The following is a 20900-nucleotide window of genomic DNA, read 5'->3' on the forward strand; positions in this document are numbered from 1 at the left end:
AACTTGGAGGAAGTTAGCACTGCCGGACGGCACTGTCGAGACCTCCCCTGCGCAGGCTTCTCGGCCGGATGTCGGTCCAGTGCTGCTCGACGAAGTCGAGGCACTCGCCCCGGCCCGCTACGCCGAACACGATCTGCCAGCCACTGGGAATCTCAGCGAAGGCCGGCCACAGACTGTGCTGCTCCTCGTCATTGACCAGGACGTAGAACTGGCCTGCGTCATCGTCAAACGGGTTGGTACTCATGGTTTCTCCTGATCTTCGGATCGGTTGGACGGAGGTCGGCGCCCAGGATGCGGTCGGACAGCAACCCGAGACAGCTCAGGTTGGGAAAGCCGGGGCCCTGGGCGAGCCCGGAGAGGTTGGGCAGGAACAGTTTCGGTGCGACCCCGGCGAGGGCGAGGTCGTCGCCGATGGAGCGTTGCAACAGCTCGCCCGTCACCGGCGCGTTCAGCGCGACCTCGATCAGGTCCAGCGCGTCCTGGCCCAGTAGCGGTATGAACCACAACGGATCGGCGCCCGAACCGTCGATCACCAGATCGAAGCCGTGGACGGTCTCCAGCCGTTCGCCGCCCTGGTCGGTCTGCAGCGTGATCCGGATTCGCCCGTCGGCAGCCACCGCGTGGGCGACGCGTCCGCGGAGATGGCGGATCCGGTCGTCGGCCAGCAGCGAGTCCTGCACGCGGGCCGAGAACACTCCCCGGTCGGTCCGGGCCATCACCTCACGCCGCTCCGCGACGCTCAGCCCCGCCCAGTCAGTCGGGTCACTGAACAACCGGTTCTCGAAGAAGCTCTCGCCGCGAGTGAACAATGTCGCCTGCGGGGAGATCACCGTGATCGTCGAAACCCGATGGTGGAAAAGCTCATCGAGCATCGACGCCGCGGTCTCGCCACCGCCGATCACCGCGACCCGCTCGGCATCGATCCGGTCTCTGCGGGACGCGAGCTGCCAGAACCGGGCGATGGAGAGCACCTGCGGGTGGCCCGGCAACACCGATCGGTCCGGTTGGCCGGGACCGGTGATCATCACCGCGTCACCGCGGACGCGGGAGTCGTGGGTGTGCACCACCCATTGCGGGCCGTCCAGCGACAGCCTGACGGCCGCACCGTGGACGATCGTCAGTCCGGCACGCTCGGCAACCCACCGCAGGTAATCCGCCCACATCTCGTGGGTCGGGGCGGGCTTTCCCCGGTCGACCCACTCGGCGAACCCGCCGCGGGCCACCAGATAGGTCTGCCAGCTCAGCTGGGTCATTCGCTGATCGAGCTCGGCGTTTCGGCCGGGCAGAAGTGTTGACCGGTAGGGGAATCCGACATCCTTGTCCGGACTGGTGCCCAGCCTGTGCCTGCCGTCGGTCCACCCGCCGGCCGCGTGCCAGTTGCCCGCGACCGTCCGGCTCTCCACGGCGACGATGGCGGGGGCCGGCACACCCATCTCGCGCAGCACCGCAGCCTTGGCCGCGACCGCAACCGCCTTCGCGCCTGCGCCGACGATCACCAGCTTCATCGGGCCACCTCGCGCAGCGCATCCTGCCAGAGTGATTGCAGCTCAGTAACTTCCGGTGGGCTGAAGATGTCGGCAACGGTGCGCCACTGGGTGACCAGTTGGCCGCCGCTCACCGCGCCGATCAGGGTCAGCTCGTGGCGGACGGCGGCGTTCGGTTCGGGCACCATCGACACCGGTGCCCCGGTCGTCGGGAGACCGTCGACGCGCCCCAGGTAGTTGAGCAGCACTTGCGGCTCGCGAAGGCTGCGCAACCGCTCGGCGGTGTCGGCGCGCCAATAACGCAGCAGAGCGTAATCCTGTGCGTACCCGTCGATCTCCGGCATGGGGCGACCCGGCTGAACCCGCAGCGGATAGATGGCGCTGAGCAGCCCCACGGTGTCATCAGCGCCGCCGGCCCGGCCGTGCGTTTCGAGTGCGAGCAGCGGGACCGCGGCAGGCTGCGCCCGTGCGGCCCGCCATCGGTCGATCATCCGGGCGCACGCATCGGCCAGGGCATCCTGAATCGGTCGCTGACCGCGGAACAGTCGCCCGGTGAGCTCGGCATCGGTGACGGTCGCGGTGACCTGGAGATCGCGGGCCCGGTCTCGTCCGGGCCGAATCCGCCTGGCTCCCAGGGCCGGATCCTCGCCGTCGAGCTGTGCCAGCCAGAAGCCCATCGTGTCCAGGGCGGCCACCCGCTCGGCGGCGCGGGCCGCCCAACGGCGATAGCTCATCTGCTCGGGCATCGGTTCGAGACCGGCTGGGGCCTGCAGGCCCGCGGCGAGCTCACCGAGGACGATGCGCCATGACGACGGGTCCATCGCCAGCACTTGAGCCGCTAGCACCAGCACACCGGGCTCGGCGTGCCGGTGCAGCCACAGCGCCTCGACCAGGCAGCCCCCTTGGGGGTCCAGACGTTCGATGGCAGCGGCGGCATGTTCGGCGGTCGCAGCTACCGGGTCGCCGGCCACCTCGATCTCCGTCAGCGGGATGCCGCCCGGACCGTCGCTGCGAAAGGTCATCGTCGCCAGATCAATCCGGCTACACAGCATCTCGTGAGCAGAAGCGCTGGCGTCCAGCAGCACGCGGAGCCGCTCGGCATCGGTGCCCTCCGGCAGCGCTAGCAGCTGTACCTGTGCCAGGCGTCGCGGGTCGCCGTGCTCATAGAGCCAGTGCGCATTGGGCAGCGCGGGAACCGGGCCCTGAGGTTCTGGACCGGCAGCGCTGTCGTCGGCGATACCGCGGTCGACTGCGGCCGCGAGTTCCCGTGTCGTCCCGCTTTCGAGGATCAGCCGCGCGGGCAGGGCCAGGCCGTCGCGGCGGGCGATCTGGGCGACAGAGAGCGCGACGATACTGTCCAGTCCGAGTTCCAGAAGGTCGGCGTCGATGTCGACCTCGTCGAGGCTCAACAGGTCTGCGACCGCACGCGCCAGCGTGATCTCGGTCGGGGTGCGTGGCGGTGCGGAGGTGTCCTCCGGCCCGACCATGGCGGCCAGCGCCGCCTCGTCGACTTTCCCGTTCATCGTCAGCGGGATGGTGTCGACGACGACCACGCGATGCGGGCGCATGTAGCGCGGCAGCCGGTTGCGCAGTTCGGCGCGCAGATCGGGCACCGCCGCCTCGCCGACCAGGTAGGCGATCAACCGCGGGCCTGCCGCGGCAGGGTGGACGGCCACGTGGACGTGCCGCACACCGGGCAGTGCAGCCAGCACTGCTTCGATCTCGCCCGGTTCGACGCGATGCCCCCGAACCTGGATCTGCGCATCGGCCCGGCCCAGAAAAGTCAAAGCGCCGTCGGCATTTCGGCGAACGAGGTCACCGGTTCGGTACATTCGGCCGCCGCCGGCGGTGGCGACGAACCGCGTGGCGGTCTCGGCGGACCGGCCGAGATAGCCTCGGGTCAGCTGATGTCCGGTCAGGTACAGCTCGCCCACCACGCCGTCGGGTACCGGGTGCAGCCAAGCGTCCAAAACCGCACAGCCGCTTCCGCGGGTGGGATAGCCGATGACGGGTGCCTCGTGGTCGCCAATCGCCGCCACCACAGCTTCGACTGTCGCCTCGGTCGGGCCGTAGCAGTTGTGCGCCGTCAGCCCTCCCTGGGCGCAGCTCTTTCGAATGTCGTCCCATTCGGCCGAACCGACCGCCTCACCGCCGAGGGCCAGAACCTTCAGCGCCGTGGCCTCCAGCAGTCCCGCCTGGCGAAGGTGACCGAACAGCGACGGGGTGACGTCGAGCATGTCGATCCCGTGGCCGCCGACGATCCGCACCAGCGCGTCGGCGTCGCGGCGATCGTCCTCGTCGACGATGTGCACGCTGTGACCGAAGAGCAATCCGGCCAGCGGCTGCCAGGCCGCGTCGAAGGCGAACGACCAGGCGTGCCCGATGCGAAGCCGGCGGCCCAGCTGCTCGGCTGCGGGGCGCAGCATTCGGTCGGCATGGTCGTCGATATAGGCCAGCAGTGCACGGTGAGTTCCGATGACGCCCTTGGGTTCTCCCGTGGTGCCGGAGGTGAACACCACGTAGGCGGCCTGGTCCGGCAATGCCGGTACCCGCAGGCGCGGTGCCTGCAGGGCGGCGGCCATGGTGTTCCCGTCGATAACGATGGTGGCGCCGCACTGGGCCATCATTGAGAGCGTCCGCGCAGGCGGCATCGTCGGTTCAAGCGGCACGTACATGCCGCCGGCCTTGAGCACACCCAGCATGGCGATCACGTAGTCACCGCCGCGGGATAACCGGATCGCGACGGGTGTCTCGCGGCAGACGCCCGCCTCGGCGAGCAGGCCCGCCAGCCGATCGGAACGCTCGTCGAGCTCCCGGTAGGTCAGCTCGCCGCCCGACCAGCGCAGAGCTAACGAATCGGCATGTTGGGCAGCGGCTTTCGCAAAGTGTTCGGCGACTCCTCCGCATACTCGGGTGGCCGGCGGTGTTACCACGGCCCGGTCGGCGGTCCCGTCGTCGACCGCGATGCTGACCCGGCCCAGCGGCGCGTCCCACCTGTCGACGAGGCTGCGCATCGTCGAGAGGATTCTCCGGCCGAGCACGTCGGGGGTCATCGACCCCAGCGCTCCGTCGGTGACCTCGACCATCAGCGTCAGGCCCGCGCCGCTGCGGTGAGCGGCCACGGTGACCGGGAAGTGGGTCAGGCTCTCCATGCCGGTAGGCCGGAAGGTCACCGGGCCTGCGGTGAACTCCTGCCCACCGACGACGTCGCCGGGTGGAAAGCTCTCGTAGACCAGCAGGCTGTCGAACATCTCGCCGACCCCCGCCAGTGACCGCAGCTCGCCATGGGTCAGGTAGCTGTGGTCGCGCAGTTCGGCGGCCTCTCCCTGCAGGCTCGAACAGTGCTGGGCCACAGTGTGACTGGGGTCCAGCCGGACCCGCAGCGGGATTGTGTTGATGAACAGGCCCACCATGGTTTCCACACCGGTCAGTTCCGAGGGGCGACCGGAGACGGTGACACCGAAGACGACGTCGTCGCGGCCGGTCAACCGGGACAGGATCAGCGCCCACGCCATCTGCAGCACGGTGTTGAGGGTGAGCCCACGGGCGCGAGCCGCGGCGGCGAGGTGTTCGGTGTCCTCCACGGGCAGCGTGATCTCGGTGCGGCCGGGCAGGCCGGCCCCAGGGCCGCCGAGCTCGGGTGACAACAGTGACGGCCCCGGCAAGCCGCTCAGGTGGCGGCGCCACACCCGTTCGTCGGCGCGCGGGTCCCGCCCGGCGAGCCAGCCGATGTAGTCGCGGTACAACCGGGGCGGCGCGAGAACGTCAGGGGTGCCGCCATGGCGGTACAGCGTAAGCAGTTCGCCGATGAACACCGGCAGTGACCAGCCGTCGATCACGATGTGGTGTGCGGTGATGACCAGGCGCCAGTGCTGCTCCGGTAGCTCGATCAGCAGGAAGCGAATCAACGGACCGTGAGCCAGATCGAACGGCCTTGCCCGTTCCTGTTCTTCGATCCCCGGCGCCTGGTGGGCCGAGGCACGAGCCTGCCGCCACGGCACGTCGACGGTGGCCGGCACGATCTGGACGGGCCGCGGCAGGTCGTCGTGCCAGAAGCTGACCCGCAGGTTGGGGTGGCGGCTCAACATCGTTGCCGCGCAATCCCGCAGCAGGCTGACATCGAGCGGGCCGGTGATGTCGGCCGACATCGCGATGACATACGGGTCCTCGGCGCCGGGCCCGAGCAGGGTGGTGTGCGAGAACAGACCCAGCTGAAGCGGCGACAGTGCCAGGACGTCCTCGATGTCGGTGCCCGTCATGACTGCCGGTCCTGTGACCATAACGCGGTGAGCGTGTCCAGATCACCGGCTGACAGGCCCGAGACCGTCATCGGCTGGTGCCGCATGTCGTGGGTCTCACCGGCCTGGTGGGTGGCGTCGATCGTCTCGGCCAGCGATGCGACGGTGGGGTGCTCGAAGATTGTCCGCGGCTGGACGTGAAATCCCCTGGCGCGCAGCCGGGACGCCAGTTGCACCGAGAGGATGCTGTCGCCGCCGAGGGCGAAGAATTCGTCGGCGCGTCCGATCCCGGCGACGTCGAGCAGATCGCCCATCACTTCGGCCACGGCCCGCTCCGTGGGGCTTCTGGCCGGTTCACGCTCCCCCGTCGTGTGCACCTCGGGCCGCGGCAGGGCGGGCCGATTGAGCTTGCCGGACTCGGTCTTCGGCATCGTCTCCAGGACCGAGATCGTCGCGGGCACCATGTAACCCGGCAATGCGGCGGCCACCGAGGCCCGCACCGCGGCGGTGAAGGCAGCGGGATCGGCCACCGGATAATCGGCGACCACGTACCCGGCCAGGGCCGTACCGCCCGGGCCGTCCCAGGTGCGAGCGGCCGCGACCGCCACCCCGACGGCCTGCTTCAGGGCCGCCTCGACTTCGGCGAGTTCGACGCGGAACCCCCGCACCTTGACCTGGTGGTCGGTTCTGCCGACGAACTCCAGCCTGCCGTCTTCGGTCCACCGGCCGCGGTCACCGCTGCGGTAGAACCGGGCACCGGGCTCAAGGGCATAGGGGTTCGCGACGAATCGGGTGGCCGTCAGGCCCGGTTGTTTCCAGTAGCCGCGCGCCAATTGCTCTCCGGCGTAGTAGAACTCGCCGACAACTCCGACCGGGACGGGTTTGAGCGCGTCGTCGAGCAGGTAGACCTGCGAACCCTCCATCGGCACACCGATTTTCGGGACAGGTACCTGCAGCGGGCCGCGTACCAATGCCCCGGAGGTCTCGGTCGCGCCGATCGCGTTCAGCAGCTCACCGGGGTGCTCAGGTCCGAGGCAGGTACTCAGCCGATCCAGCAGTGCGGCGCTGACCGGCTCACCGCAGCAGACGAGGCGCTGCAGCGAGCGGAGCGCGCCGGGTGCACAGTCGACGAGCGCAGCGGCCAGACTTGCGACGGCGGTGACCTGTTCGACCGAATGCCGCTCGATCATTGCCGCCAGCGCTTCGGCGTCGCGGTGTTCGGCGTCGTCGGCGAGGATCAGGGTGGCACCGGCGGCCAGGCCTGCCAGCGTCTCGATACAGCCTTCCAGAAAGGTCATCGGCGCCTGCGCCAGGCGAATGTCCTGTCCGGGCAGCGGGTAGTGCCGTACCTGCCAGGACAGTCTGGTGCTCATGGCCCGGTGGGTTCCCACCACGCCCTTGGGTGTGCCTGTCGAGCCCGAGGTGAACATCAGGTACATCGGGTCGTCGGGATGCGGGGCAGGAAGGGGTGCCTGCGGATCGGTGCGGTCCAGCTCCGCTCGGATCGCCGCGTCGTCGATCGAGAGCACGGTGACCCCGGCTGCCGGAGGCATCGTCTCGGCGGCCTCAGCCGTCGCGACCACGACCGCAGGCCCGACGTCGTCGAGCAGGAGCTGCTTGCGGGCTGCCGGATAGCCGGGATCGAGTGGGAAAAAACCGGCGCCGGCCTTCATGATCCCCACCAGCGCGACCACCATGTCGATGCCGCGACGCATCGACATGCCCACCAGCGATCCGGGGCCGACACCGTGGCGCGCGAGAAGATGGCCGAAACGGTCGGCGCGGCGATGCAGTTCGGCGTAGTCGATCTGCAGGTCGCCGCATCGGACGGCGACCCGGCTCGCATCGGGCGGCCGATTCGTTTCCAGAAGCTGCGGGACGGTCCTCGGCCTGCTGGCGGGTGAGGCGGGGCCACGGCTACGGGCGAGAATGCTGTCCTGTTCGGCGTCGTCGAGCAGAACCACGTCACGCAGCGGGGTGTCGGGACCGGTGGCGAAGGCGTCGATCACGCGGCGCAGCCAGCCGGTAAACCGTGTCACGGTCGCCGGGTGGTACAGCTCGGTGCGGTAGATGACGTGGCCGCGATAGCCGTCGTCGCCGACGAAGAAGTTGACACTCAGATCGGCATGGGCGATATCGAATATCGGCTCCAGCGCAGAGAATACGGTGTCGCCGCCGGGTCCGGTGTCGATGATCTGGTTCTCGGGCAGTTCCTCGCGGACGTGCACCACGACGCCGAACAACGGGTTCCTCGACAGCGACCGTACCGGGTTGACGGCGTCGACCACCCGGTCGAACGGGAGGTCCTGGTGGGCATAGGCGGCCAGCGCCATCTCCCGGGACCGCACCATGACGTCGCGTAGCGTGGGGTTGCCCGACAGGTCGTTGCGCAACACCAGGATGTTGACGAAAAATCCGACCAGAGAATCGAATTCGGTGTGGCTGCGGCCGGCGACGGGGGTGCCCAGCGGGATGTCGTCACCGCTGCCGGACTTGTGCAGGACGACCGCGACCGCCGCCTGCAGCACCATGAACTCGGTGATGCCGAGCTCACGGCTCAGTGCGACCAGACGCTGCCGGGTTCCGGCGTCGATGCGCAGCGGTATCGAGGCCGCGGCCCCGCCGGCCACCGGCGGGCGCGGGAGGTCGGGCCGCAGTCCGGTGTCCTCCGGCAGGCCGTCGAGTTGTCTGGTCCAGTAGTCCCGCTGCGTGCCCGTCAGTTCGGGGTCGGACAGCAGCTGCGCCTGCCAGGCGGCGTAGTCACGGTACTGCAGCGGCAGCGCAGCCCACGCTGGCGGGGCTCCGGTTTCGCGCCGCGCCCGGTACGCAGTGAGCAGGTCGTCGAACAGCACACCGGCCGACCAGTGGTCGGCGGCGATGTGGTGGACCACCATCGACAGCACGGCGTTCTCGCCGGTGCTGAGAACCGCGACGCGGATCGGCCACTGGGCTTCCAGGTCGAAGCAGTAGGTGCGTTCAGCATCGAGTTGCGTTGTCAGCCAATGCTCGCCGCTGCCGGTGAGGCGCCGGACCTCCACGGGTCGGGCCGGTTCGACCAGCTGGTGGGCGACGCCGTCGACCTCCCGGTAGACGGTGCGCAGAATCTCGTGTCGGGCGATCACGTCACCTACCGCGGCGGCGAGTGCATCGAAGTCGCACGGTCCGGTGAGGCGAGCGGCGAAGGGCACGTTGTTGACCGGGCTGGGTCCGTCGAGCCGGTACTGGAACCAGCTGCGCAGCTGCGCCGCCGACAGGGCGCACGGCTCGGTCGCGTCACCGTGCGCGACGGGCGCGGGCCGGCTCGCCGCACCCGGCGTCTGCCGCCGGGAATCGACCAGTGCGGCGATCTCTCCCGGGGTTCCGCGTTCGAACAACTCGCGCATGCCGAGTTCCGCCCCGGTGGCGGCGCGGATCGCCGCGACAAGCTTAGTCGCCAACAGCGAGTGGCCACCGAGGTCGAAGAACGAGTCGTCGCAGCCGACTTCGTCGACTCCGAGGGTCTGGGCGAACAGCGCGACGATGGCGTGTTCGGTCGCGGTGGCCGGCGCCCGGTAGCGAGCCACCGGTCCGATGTCCGGATCGGGCAGGACCGAGCGGTCGAGCTTACCGTTGGCGGTGACCGGTATCTGGTCGATCACCACATACGCCGCCGGAACCATGTAGTCGGGTAGCGCCGCGGCGACGCGGGCTTTGACCCGGTCGAGCTGCACGGTCTCCCCGGCCACCGGCGTCAGGTAGGCCACCAGGCTCTTACCGAGCTGCGGCAGTTCGGCGGTGACGGCGACCGCGTTGGCGACGCTGGGGTCCACGGTGATCGCTGCCGCGACCTCACCCAGTTCGATGCGGAAGCCGCGGATCTTCACCTGCTCGTCGGCGCGGCCGACGAACTCGAGGTCACCGGAGCTGTTGCGGCGGGCCAGGTCACCGGAACGGTAGAGCCGTCCACCGGGTGTGAACGGGTCGGCGACGAAGCGCTCGGCGGTCAGGGCGGGCCTTCGATGGTATCCGTGGGCCAGATGTGTTCCACCGATGTAGATTTCGCCGATCACACCGACCGGGACGGGCCGCAAGGCGTCGTCGAGCAGATGGATCTGGGTGTTGATCTTCGGCGTGCCGATCGGCACCGTTCGGCTGCCCTGCCTGCCTTCGACTTTGAACCGGGTGGCGTTCAGCACGGTCTCGGTGGGGCCGTAGAAGTTGTGCAGCAGTGCGTCGAAGGTGGCGTGGAACTTGTCAGCCAGTTCGCCGGGCAGGGCCTCACCACCGATCGGGACCCGGCGCAGCGTGCGCCACTGTTCCACACCGGGTAGCGACAGGAACAACGCCAGGAGCGACGGGACGAAGTGCATGGCCGTGATGGCTTCGCGGCGCAACAGGTCGGTGAGGTAGCCGATGTCGCGCAGCCCGTCGGGGCGGGGGATCACCAGCCGGGCACCCTGGACCAGGACGCCGAAGATCTCGCCGATGGACGCGTCGAAACTCGGTGAGGCGACCTGGAGCAGCCGGTCGCCGGGCCCGATGGCGTACTCCTGCTCAAACCACCGGAAGTAGTCGGCGACCGGGCCGTGCGGCACCGGGACGCCCTTGGGCAGTCCGGTCGATCCCGAGGTGTAGATCAGATAGGCGGTGTTGGAAGGAGTCAGCGGCCGGACGAGGTCAGCGGGAGCGGGGTCGGTGGCCGGGAAGGTGTCGGTTCCCGGGATCGGCTCCCGGACAACCATGACCGGATCGGCGTCGGCGAGGATGTGCGCGATTCGTTCGGCGGGATACTCAGGATCGACGGGCAGGTAGACCCCACCCGCCTTGACGATGCCCAGCGCGGTGGTCACCAGCTCGGGTGACTTGCCCAGCAGGACGGCGACGCTGTCCTCGGCCCCGATGCCCGCAGCGATCAGCCGGTGCGCGATGCGGTTGGCCTCGGCGTTGATCTCGCGGTAGCTGTAGTGGCGACCCTCGTAGACGACTGCCGTCTCGTCCGGCTGCGTGGCCGCCCGCAGGGCGATCAACGAGCCGAGAGTATCGGGTGGGCAGATGAATTCGTCACCCCGCGACATCTGGTCGAGCCAGGCCGTCTCCTCGGCGCCGAGGAGCTGCAGATCCGCCAGGCTGCTGTCCGGTCGGGCCAGCGCGTCGCAGAGCAGCACGGAGAAGCTGTCGAGGAGACGGCGGGCCAGGTCGTCGTCGAGCACCTCGGTGAGGTACTCGGCTTCCACTAGCGCCCCGTCATCGGCGAACTCGACCATGACGCCCAGCGGCAATTGGGCGTACTGGCCGCGGAGGTCGGCGCGTTCGCACCGGATACCGCTCGGGCAGAAACCGTTACCGTCGGGCTCGCGCATGCCGAACCCGACGCGGGCCATCCGCTCCACTCCGTAGCGGCGGTCGGGATTGAGTTGCCGCACCACCCGGTCGAGGTTGACCCGCTGGTGAGCGAAGGCGCCGCGGGTGGCCCCACCGGCAGCGTCGACAAGTTCGCGGAAGGTCGTCCACCGACTCGGGCGCATGCGCATCGCCACGGTGTTTCCGTGGTATCCGATGACATCGTCGGACGTTCGGTTGAGGACCGGTGCGGCGACCAGGAAGTCTTCGGCGTGGGTGTATCGATGCAGGAGTGCTGAAAATGCCGCCAGCAGAACGGTATACGGCGTGGCACCGGATTTGTGGGCGAGGGTGGTCACTGCCGCTACCGTCTCGGCGCTCAGTCGGACGGTGCGCCGGTCTGCTCGCCACGACTGCGGCACCACCGACCCCCGTGGACCCGGCAGTTCCAGCGGCTCCGGCGGATCGGCGAACACTGTGCGCCAGTAGTCCAGATCCGCGTTGTCCTGCCCCGGCAGCGCGGGTGGTGCCTGTGGCGGGGGGTCGAGTGCGATGCCCTGGTAGGCGCGGGTCAGGTCGGCGAAGAACACCCGCCATGACGCGTCGTCCCAAGCGATGTGATGGGCGGTGAGCAGCAGAATATGTTCGGTGGGACTCAGCCGTGCCAACGTGGTCCGCAGCGGCGCGTCGGCGGTGAGGTCGAACGGGGTACTGAACGCCCGTTGGGCGATGACCTCCAGTCTCAGCCGGCGTGCCTGCTGCCCCAGGCCGGAGAGGTCGTGCTCGCTCCAGTCGGGTAAGAGGTTGTGCCGCAGGGTGATCTGCGGCTCGCCGTTGGAACCGGTGTGGTAGGTACTGTGCAGCACGTCATGGCGCTCGGCGACGCGGTTGATCGCCTCATGAAGCCCGGCCGGGTCGAGGTCACCGGTCAGGCGGTAGGACACACAGACGTTGAGCAAAGCGCCGGTGCTGTCGACGGAGTGGACGAACCACATGCGGCGTTGGCCGTCGGTCATCACCGCGGGGTCCATAGTCGGGTTCTGCGCGCGCAGGCCACGCTGGGTGAGCCTGCGGCGCAACAGTTCTAGCCGCTCAGCCTCGAGGGTGTCGCTCATGGTCCTCTCCTGGAGTCGATGGTGGTGCGGCGCACCGGGATCAGCTGGCGAGTGCCGCGGCCACCTGGGCGGTGTCCATCGCGGCGATGTCGAGGTACACCTGCGCGATCTCCTCGAGCCGGCGGTGCGGGTCGAGGGAGCCGAGGCGCTCGGCGATGCCGGCAACGGTGCGCCCGGCGAAGATGTCGGCGACGCCCGCCGCCGGGACGTCGAGCCATTGCCGGATCCGGGCGACGACGGTGGTGGCCAGCACGGAGTCACCACCGAGTGCGAAGAAGTCGTCGTCGACGCTGACCCGGGACCGGTCGAGGACTCCCTCGACGATCACGGCCACCGCTGCCTGCAACGAATTCGACGCGGGCCGGTAGGCCGTCGCGGTCTCGGCGAACGACGCCAGGCGGCGCGCGACGCTGCCCCGGTCCACCTTTCCGCCGACCGTGTAGGGAATCTGGCCGATGGGTGTGATGCGGTGCGGAACCATATGCGGTGGAAGCGCTTTGGCGAGCTCAGCGCGAACCGTGTCGACGTGCACACGCTCGTCGGCGAGCACAACGGCGGCACCGAGCCGCTCCCGGGTGCCGGTGGCATCCGGCACGGAGACGGCAACAGCGCCCAGCACACCGGATACCCGGGTCAGCGCCGCTTCGACCTCACCGAGTTCCACCCGGTATCCGCTGACTTTGATCCGGTGATCGGTCCGGCCGACGAACTCACACGTGCCGTCGGGCCAGAAGCGGGCGAGGTCTCCGGTGCGATACCAGGTGATGCCGTCATGGTGCACGAACCGCTGCGCCGTCAGGTCGGGCCGGCCCCGGTAGCCGCGGGCGAGTCCGCGTCCACCGATCCAGAGTTCACCGACCACCCAGTCCGGGCAGTCGCCGCCGTCGGGTGCCACGATGCGGCACCGGTTGTTGGGTAGCGGCTTGCCGAACGGAATCGCGGTCCACTCCCCGGGAACATCAGCGACTTCGCAGACGGTGTTGTGGATGGCGGTCTCGGTGGCCCCGCCCAGACCGGCGAACCGGGCTGCGGGTGCGCAGGCTCGCAACCGTCGTGCCATCGCGGGAGTGACCCAGTCCCCGCCGGCCGGTACCACCCGCACGGTGGGCAGCGGCCCCGCCACCTCCAGCAGCATGGCCAGCCAGCCGGGCAGAAGGTGCAGCACGGTGACGCCGTGACTGTCGATGAGCCGCACCCAGTGGTCGGGGTCGCGGCGATGCTCCTCGTCGACCACCACGATCGTGCCGCCGGTGCCCAGCGTGGCGAAGATGTCCAGGACCGAGATGTCGCACTCCAGCGTCGACACCGACAGGCATCGATCGGCCGGCCCGATGCCGAAGTGGTCGGTGATGAACTCGACGGTGTTCATCGCGGCATCGTGGGTGACTTCGACGCCTTTGGGTTCACCGGTCGACCCTGAGGTGAACAGCACATAGGCCAGCCGCTCCGGATCACCTGTCAGCACAGAGGTTTCCGTGCCGTCACCGCGGGCGATGGCCTCGTGCAAAGTCATCATCGGCCCCGCCACGTCGACCGGCTCACCGCCGCATAACAGCGTGAAATCCACCTCGGCGCCCGCCAGTATGCGCTGAGCCCGCTCGGGCGGCTGGTCGGCGCCGATCGGCAGGTAGGCGCATCCTGCGGCGTGGATTCCCAACAACGCCGGAATCTGTTCTGCGCTCTTGGGTCCCAGCACCGCAACGGTCCCGCCGTCGAGACCGGCGGACCGCAGCGCAGCGGACACCGCGAGCGCCTGTCGAAGCAACTGCCCGTACGTCAGAGTGCCGGTACCAGCGATCACCGCAGGGGCGTCACGTTGGTGCGCGGCGAGTTCGAAGAAGCCGTCGTGCAACATCTTTCCGCTCGGCTCGGCGACGCGGCTGTTGACGGCCTGCCGGCCTGCCTGCTGGGACTCGGGCAGCCGTGGCCTGCGGGGGGCGTCCCATGCAGCCTCGTCGCGGGCCAACGCCAGTACTTCCTCGACGTGCCTGCCGAACATCGCGTCGATCACCCCGGGCCGGAAGGCGTCCTCGCGGATGTCCCAGTTGAGCAGGATGCCACCGTCGAATTCGGTGACCTGAGCGTCGAGGAGTACCTGCGGCCCCTGCGAGATGATCCACACCGCGGGCCCGAACTGCGCTGTGACCTCGGGTGAGAACAGCTCGCCGAGGCTCAGTGCACTGGTGAACACGATGGGCGCCAACGCTTGTGCTCCGCGGTGCCTGCTCAGGTCCCGCAGCACCGACAACCCCGGATAGGTGGAGTGCCCGGCGGCCTCGTGCATGGTGCGTTGCAGGGCGCGGGACCGCTGCGTCGCGGTGGCGGCCGCGGCCAGGTCGACGTCGAGCAGCAGCGACGAGGTGAAGTCGCCGACCAGCTTGTCGACGTCGGCGTGCAGTGGTTCACGGCCGAACATAGGGACATTGAGCAGGAATCGGGGGTCAGCCGACCAGCCTGCGACGGTGTCGGCGAACGAGGCCGCCAGCGTCATCGCCGGGGTCACGCCGCGGTGGCGGGCGTGCTCGTACAAGCCGTCGCGGGTCTTCGGGGGTAGCCAGTGCCAGCGGCGCGCGGTGCGGCACGGGTCGTTCTGCTGCCCGGGTGGAATCAGGGGTAGTGCGGGTGCCTCCGGCAGGTCGGCGAGTCGGCTGTGCCACCACGCGCGATCGGCCTCGAAGGCCTGCGGGCGTGAAAGCTGCTGGCGGTATTGCTGATAGGTGTAGTCGAGGTCGGTCAGGTTCGCCCCGGCGCAGAGGGCGGCAAGGTCGGTCATCAGGGTGCGGTAGCTCATGGCGTCAGCGGCCTGCATGTCGAGGTCGACGTGCAACCTGGTGCGGCCGCCCGGCAACAGGCTCAGCGCGAGCTCGAACACCTCGCCGTGCAACTGTTGGTGCGATTTGGCCTGACGGATGGCCTCGAGCCGACGGGCAACGGCGTCCTCGGGTGTGGTGCGTAGGTCTTCGACATGGACCGGGTAGGTCGCGGGGACGGGACCGATTTGCTGGGTACCGTCGGGCAGGAATTGCACCCGCAGCATCGGATGCCGCGCGGCCAACCGGGTGGCGGCGCCTCGCAGCCGATCGGGATCGATTTCGCCACAGTCGAATTCGACGTATAGATGGCCTGCTACGCCGCCCAGCTGTTGGCTCTGGTCACGGCCGACCCACATCGCGTGCTGCATCGGGGCCATGGGGAACGGCTCTCCGTGCGGCACCGGCGGGATCGCAGGCGCCTGCTCTGCCGGATCTGCACCGGCCAGCAATTCCACCCAGTTCGTGATCGACGGGGCTGCGGCAAGTCTGGCGAAATCGACGTCGAGCCCCTCGCGGCGCCACCGTCCCGCCAGGGACATCATCCGAACGGAGTCGAGGCCCTGCGCGATCAGGTCACCGTCGGGATCGAGGGCCTCCGCGTCGACCCCGAGAACCTCGGCGACCCTGTTCGCGACCTGCGCTCGAGCCACCGTCACCGTCGCCTCCCCTACCAAAGTAGCCTGACCTAACTTTGGGAAGGCTACCCTATCTTCACTGTGTCGCCAGGCCTACGTCAGGAGCGCGCCAATGACCGAATTCGTCCCCTTCCCGTCCGCTCGTGCAACCACCTATCGCGCGGCCGGCTACTGGCGGGGGCATGGCCTCGACGAGATCCTGCGCGCCGCCGCGTCGAACTGGCCCGACCGCCCGGCCGTCGTCGATGAGCACGCCGGCCTGACCTACGCCGAGCTCGATCAGCGCGCTGACTCAGCCGCAGCGGGATTGCGTGCTCTTGGAATCCGCTGCGGTCAAATAGTTTTGGTGCAGCTGCCGAACACTTGCGAGTTCGCAGTGGCACTGTTCGGGTTGCTGCGGGCGGGCGCTGTTCCGGTGATGTGCCTGCCGGGCCACCGCGACGCGGAACTGGCGCACTTCCTGCGGGTCAGCGGGGCGACGGCCATGGTCGTCGGCAGCGACCCGAGGTTCGACTATCGATCCATGGCTGAGCGACTTGCCAACGGGGACAATCAGCTACGGCACATCATCGTCGAGGGTGACGCCGGGCCCCATGTCCCGTGGTCGCAGCTGTGCGCGACGAACGGACCGATTCCCCAGTGGCAGCCCGATCCGTCCGCACCGGCACTACTGCTGGTCTCCGGCGGAACGACGGGCGCCCCCAAGCTGATTCCGCGCACCCACGACGACTACGTCTACACCGCAACCGCCAGCGCGCAGCTGTGCCGCCTCACCCCCGCCGACGTGTACCTCGCCGCGTTGCCTGCCGGCCACAATTTTCCGCTGGCCTGCCCGGGACTGCTGGGCGCCATCAGTGCCGGTGCCACCGTGGTGTTCACGACAGACCCAAGCCCCGAAGCGGCATTCGCCGCGATCGCCCGCCATGGCGTAACCGTCACCGCCTTGGTCCCCGCCCTGGCCACGCTGTGGGCACACGCCTGCGAATGGGAGGAGAACCGCCCGCGCACGCTGCGACTGCTCCAGGTCGGCGGCGCCAAGCTGACCGCCAGCGATGCCCGACGCATCCGCAGCACCCTGACGCCCGGGGTTCAACAGGTCTTCGGGATGGCTGAAGGGTTGTTGTGCTACACCAGAATCGGCGACGACGCCGAGCTGGTCGAGCATACCCAGGGTCGGCCGCTGTCACCGCACGACGAACTGCGGGTGCTCGGCGACGACGGCATGCCTGTCGCGGCCGGAGAGCCGGGCGAATTGCTGGTCCGCGGGCCCTACACGATCAACGGCTACTTCCGCGCCGACGAGGACAATCGGACGGCGTTCACTCCGGACGGCTTCTACCGCACCGGTGACCGGGTCCGGTGCCTGGCCAACGGCTATCTGGAGGTCACCGGCCGGGTCAAGGACGTCATCACCCGTGCGGGCGAGACGGTGTCCGCCCTGGACCTCGAGAGCCACCTGCTGGCCCATCCCCGGATCACCGCCGCGGCCGCCGTCGGCCTCCCCGACCCCTACCTTGGTGAGAAGATTTGCGCCGCAATCGTTGTCATCGGCGATCCCCTGTCGCTGACCGAGATCAACGCTCATCTCGATGCGTGTGGAGTCGCCGTGCACTGCCGCCCCGACACCGTCGTGCCGCTGGCGTCGCTGCCCACCACCGCGGTCGGCAAAGTCGACAAGCGGGCCATCGTCGGACAGCTTCAGAGCTGACCGGGGTCAATCTTCTGCACGAGATACGGGGCCAGGCAGGCGAGTTTCTCGCATGTCTCCTCGAATTCGCGCTCCGGTGTGGACGCGGCGATGATCCCCGCGCCCGCCCGCAGCCAGGTGCGGGAACCTACCTGGTAGGCGGTGCGCAGCGCCAGGGCAGCATCCAGACCGCCGTCGGGAGTGATCATCACGACCGCCCCCGAGTACAGCCCGCGCGGCATCTCGTCGAGGCGCAGGATCGCCTCCATGCTCTCGGCTTTCGGGATGCCCGATGCGGTGACGGCGGGGAACAGCGCGTCCAGGGCGTCCAACCGGGTGAACGGCGGGCGCAGCCGCCCGGCGACCGTGGATCCGAGGTGCTGAACGCTGCCGCGCTCGCGCACGGTCATGAAGTCGGTGACCGCGATGCTGCCCGGGTCGGCGACCTCGGTGAGCTCGGCCAGGGACGTCCGCACGGACAGCGCGTGCTCGACGATCTCCTTGGCATCAGAGGTCAGGTCCTCGCGGGCCCGCCGGTCATCAGCGCTGCCCCGACCGAACGCGCGGGTGCCGGCCAGTGGCTCGGTGATCACCGCACCGTCGCCGAGGACGGCTGTCACGAGTTCCGGGCTGAACCCCACCGCGCGAAAACCGCCCAGTCGCATCAGAAATGACCGGGCGGGGGTGTTGTGTCGCCGGGCCAGCCGGTACGTCGCCGGAAAGTCGACGTCGAAGCCGACGTCCACCGTGCGGGACAGGATCACCTTCTGGTAGCGGCCGCTGCGAATCTCGCCGATCGCCGTCGCCACCCGGCCGCGATAGCCGCTGTGGTCGTTGCGGACGTCCACGGGCCCCGTCCTGCCGTAGGTGCCGGGCCGCAGATCGGCGACCGCCGCGCGGATGCGTTCGTCGCTCCCGAAGACCTGAATTCCGCTCGCCGCTATGGTCACTCGGCTGTTTGGTGTGAAGATCCGGGCCAACGGCGCCCGGTCAGGCAACCGACCGGATAGCCCGAAGCGGTGGGCACCCAACTCGAATGCGATCCACCCGAATGCCGGGTCGCCGTCCGAGCCGGCGGCATCGAGCGCCCAGGCCAGTGCGTCGGCCGGACGGCCGCTCCACCGCTGACTGACGACGTTGCCCCCGTTGATGATTCGGCACTCATCGCGATCCAGCTCGATGGCCGTCCGGACACCGATCGCCATCGTCCAAGACCCGTGTCGCTCATAGACCAGGTAGTCGGTCCCGTCCTGTTCGGGCCCCGCGGCGGCAAGGTGTGCGACCACGTCGGCGGGGTCCATCCCCGCGGGCAAGCCATCCCAGCCGGCTGTCGCGGCCTGCGCTGGTGGTGAGAGGGTCACGTCGGTCATGCGGCAAGGTCCTAACGTCTGCGGTGCTACTGCCCCTCGGCCGGGGCGAAGGCCGGGCCTTCCCCGTGGAGGCCCGGCCTTGCCCATGCGGCTCTACTCCGAGGAGTCCGACGAAGCGGCACCCTTGGACGCCGACGCCGACGCCGACTCCGACGCCGAGCCTGACGCCGAATCCGACCCCGAATCCGACGATGTCGCCGTCGGCTTCTTGGCAGCGGCCTTGCGGGAACCACCGACCGACTTCTTCACCTCGCCGCCGATGCTGTCGGCCGCGTCGGCGGTCGCAGAGGCCCGGCTGGGACGGGTGCTGGTGGTCGCCGACCTGGCCGAGGTGGTCGGCTTGGTGGCCACTGAATCTGTCGGCGTGGCAGCGGTGTCGGTGGATTCGGAGCCACTGGTTTCGGCAACCTCACCGGCACTCACCGTCTCGGTGGTGGCCGCCGTCGTGGGCACCGTCTCTGCCGTCGTCGCCGCGGCTGCGGTCACGGCAGCCACCGGCGCCGCGCTGCTGGCGGTTGTGGTGACCGGGGTGATGGCGGCGGCGATCGCCTGCGGGATGGTCACCAGCAGTCGACCCAGAAGCCCGATCGACACGCCGGTCCTGGTGACGCCGTTGGCCGGATCCGTCGGCGGTGCGACCGGCACGAAGGTCAGCAGAGCCGGGAACGGCGCCGCCGACTGCGGATGCTGCCAGCCGTTGAGGAATCCGTTGACGATCAGACCCGGCAGGTTGATCAGCGAGTTGATCGCGCCTTCCACGTCACCGGTGGACACCGACTGCGCCAGGCCGGCCAGGCCGTCGCCGGCTGCGGCCACGGTGCTGAGTGCCGTTCCGTAGATCGACTGGAAGATGTTGCTGACCACCACGGTCGAGGACAGCAGCACACCAACGGCATTGGCGAGATTCTGGACGATCTGCTGAGGAATGCCCGGGTTGGCAACCGTGCTGCCGCGCGGGGTGTAGGTCAGCAGAGTGTTGAGCACCGGTGAGACCGTGGCCTGCAGACCGTAGAGAACGAAACTGCTCAGGTAGTTCACCGCCCCACCGACATCGCCCGCATTCAGCGAGGTCTGCAGGCTCGCCAGAAACGTCGCACCGCGACCCGTGACGTAGGTTTGCCAGCCGGCGGGAATCCCGGCGATCGCGCCACCGATCTCCTCGGCGTAGCCGAGCTGGTTGCGAATCACCTGCGACAGCAGCGGGAACGGGTCGGCCAGGATGGCCTGGCTAAGTGCCGCGACGTTGTCGAAGGTGTCCGAGAGGATTTCGGAGTACACCGCGATGGGCGAGTCGGTGGCCTTCGCCGCGAGCCCGGTGAGTTGTACTGCGCGATGCTGGATCTCGGTGGGCAGGTTGTGCACGGTCGGGCCTGCGAACAAAGCGCCGGCAGTGACCACCGCCGCTCCGGCGACCAAGAACCTGTTGGCCCGGCGGGTCGGGTCGGCAGGACCGGACAGGACGTCAGCCTCGGCGAAGTTGAGGCGTAGGGCTCGTTGCACGAAATCTCCTTCTTCATGGGATTGCCGATTGGCACCGCGACGGAGATTAGCTGAGACTAACCTAAGTAACAATAGGTATGCCTAACCTAAGCCCGAAGAAATGGTCAGGCCGGATGTCTACGTTCAGCCGGTGGGCCGGTCGAAGGCATAGAGCGCCATCCGCCGGTTGGGCATCTGGTGCTCGCCAAGGAACCGGCAGCCGACGGATTCACACACCCGGCGGGCCGCCGTGTTGCGGTGGTCGGGGTCGAACATGACCCGGGCGCAGTGCGTGTCGACCGCGAACAGGCTGGCGACGATCTGCGGCAGCAGCAGGGGCCCGAACCCTCTACTGATGAGCGTCAGATCGGCGATCGCAGCGTGCAGCCCCAGGTCGTGCGGCCCGGCGTCGTAGCACGCCGAGATCGAGTCCTTTGCCGCCCGATACACCTCGAGGTAGGCGCCGGGGGCGTCGTTCAAGCTCGCGATCACCGGCAGCGAGTACGCGCTGTCCAGTTGTGCCACAAGGTGTTTGCGCCACCGCTGGACCGGCCAGTCGTACTCCCATGCGGCCGCCAGATGCGGCCGGTTCATCCACTCGGCCACCATCTCGGCATCCCCGGGCGTCGCGACGCGCAGAGTGAACGGCGGGTCGACCACCGGCACCGGAGGCCCCGGCACGGCCGCCACGTCGGCGGGCACATCGGTCAGCGCACGCGCAAGCACAACCTCGGTCATCGGGGCAGAGCGTAGCCCACAC

9 protein-coding genes are annotated in these 20900 nt (G+C 68.9%); 1 reads left to right on the forward strand and 8 read right to left on the reverse strand.

Annotation, left to right across the window (positions count from 1 at the left end):
- Positions 1 to 13: 13 nt before the first annotated feature.
- From HBE64_RS22680 to HBE64_RS22700, 5 genes are read right to left on the reverse strand one after another with little or no spacing between them, the layout of a single operon-like run.
- Positions 14 to 244 (reverse strand): MbtH family protein, encoded by a 231-nt coding sequence (locus HBE64_RS22680; RefSeq protein ID WP_167107506.1) that lies wholly within the window; start codon positions 242 to 244, stop codon positions 14 to 16.
- The gene (gene mbtG, locus HBE64_RS22685; protein ID WP_167107509.1) at positions 225 to 1505 is read right to left on the reverse strand and encodes an NADPH-dependent L-lysine N(6)-monooxygenase MbtG; all 1281 of its coding nucleotides are present in this window, start codon (positions 1503 to 1505) and stop codon (positions 225 to 227) included. The genes HBE64_RS22680 and mbtG overlap by 20 nt, the downstream gene beginning before the upstream one ends.
- Complete coding sequence (locus tag HBE64_RS22690) at positions 1502 to 5743, reverse strand: non-ribosomal peptide synthetase (protein WP_167107513.1); 4242 nt, start codon at positions 5741 to 5743, stop codon at positions 1502 to 1504. Before HBE64_RS22690 ends, mbtG begins: the two co-directional genes overlap by 4 nt.
- Positions 5740 to 12156 carry a non-ribosomal peptide synthetase gene (locus tag HBE64_RS22695; RefSeq protein ID WP_167107516.1) on the reverse strand — a complete coding sequence of 2139 codons (6417 nt, stop codon included), beginning with the start codon at positions 12154 to 12156 and terminating at the stop codon, positions 5740 to 5742. Before HBE64_RS22695 ends, HBE64_RS22690 begins: the two co-directional genes overlap by 4 nt.
- Positions 12157 to 12196: 40 nt before the next feature.
- Positions 12197 to 15625 carry a non-ribosomal peptide synthetase gene (locus HBE64_RS22700; RefSeq protein WP_167107517.1) on the reverse strand — a complete coding sequence of 1143 codons (3429 nt, stop codon included), beginning with the start codon at positions 15623 to 15625 and terminating at the stop codon, positions 12197 to 12199.
- A gap of 91 nt (positions 15626 to 15716) precedes the next feature.
- On the opposite strand from HBE64_RS22700, the gene HBE64_RS22705 reads away from it, so the two are divergent.
- The gene (locus HBE64_RS22705) at positions 15717 to 17312 is read left to right on the forward strand and encodes a (2,3-dihydroxybenzoyl)adenylate synthase (RefSeq protein WP_167107520.1); all 1596 of its coding nucleotides are present in this window, start codon (positions 15717 to 15719) and stop codon (positions 17310 to 17312) included.
- On the opposite strand, the gene HBE64_RS22710 is transcribed toward HBE64_RS22705, so the two are convergent.
- The 3 genes from HBE64_RS22710 to HBE64_RS22720 form a co-directional block, all read right to left on the reverse strand.
- Complete coding sequence (locus HBE64_RS22710) at positions 17303 to 18661, reverse strand: salicylate synthase (RefSeq protein ID WP_167107523.1); 1359 nt, start codon at positions 18659 to 18661, stop codon at positions 17303 to 17305. The two genes, HBE64_RS22705 and HBE64_RS22710, sit on opposite strands and share 10 nt — an antisense overlap.
- A gap of 93 nt (positions 18662 to 18754) precedes the next feature.
- Positions 18755 to 20161, reverse strand: a complete 1407-nt coding sequence (locus tag HBE64_RS24925; protein ID WP_167107526.1) for a hypothetical protein — start codon at positions 20159 to 20161, stop codon at positions 18755 to 18757.
- A gap of 123 nt (positions 20162 to 20284) precedes the next feature.
- Positions 20285 to 20878, reverse strand: coding sequence for a GNAT family N-acetyltransferase (locus HBE64_RS22720; protein ID WP_167107529.1), 594 nt, complete (start codon positions 20876 to 20878; stop codon positions 20285 to 20287).
- Positions 20879 to 20900 lie beyond the last annotated feature (22 nt).

The sequence above is a fragment of the Mycobacterium sp. DL592 genome (genome assembly GCF_011694515.1).
GTDB lineage: Bacteria > Actinomycetota > Actinomycetes > Mycobacteriales > Mycobacteriaceae > Mycobacterium.

What these genes read in the sequence shown, in the direction of transcription:
- HBE64_RS22680 (WP_167107506.1), bottom strand. Translation starts at nt 244, where the DNA reads ATGAGTACCAACCCGTTTGACGATGACGCAGGCCAGTTCTACGTCCTG.
- mbtG (WP_167107509.1), bottom strand. Translation starts at nt 1,505, where the DNA reads ATGAAGCTGGTGATCGTCGGCGCAGGCGCGAAGGCGGTTGCGGTCGCG.
- HBE64_RS22690 (WP_167107513.1), bottom strand. Translation starts at nt 5,743, where the DNA reads ATGACGGGCACCGACATCGAGGACGTCCTGGCACTGTCGCCGCTTCAG.
- HBE64_RS22695 (WP_167107516.1), bottom strand. Translation starts at nt 12,156, where the DNA reads ATGAGCGACACCCTCGAGGCTGAGCGGCTAGAACTGTTGCGCCGCAGG.
- HBE64_RS22705 (WP_167107520.1), top strand. Translation starts at nt 15,717, where the DNA reads ATGACCGAATTCGTCCCCTTCCCGTCCGCTCGTGCAACCACCTATCGC.
- HBE64_RS22710 (WP_167107523.1), bottom strand. Translation starts at nt 18,661, where the DNA reads ATGACCGACGTGACCCTCTCACCACCAGCGCAGGCCGCGACAGCCGGC.
- HBE64_RS22720 (WP_167107529.1), bottom strand. Translation starts at nt 20,878, where the DNA reads ATGACCGAGGTTGTGCTTGCGCGTGCGCTGACCGATGTGCCCGCCGAC.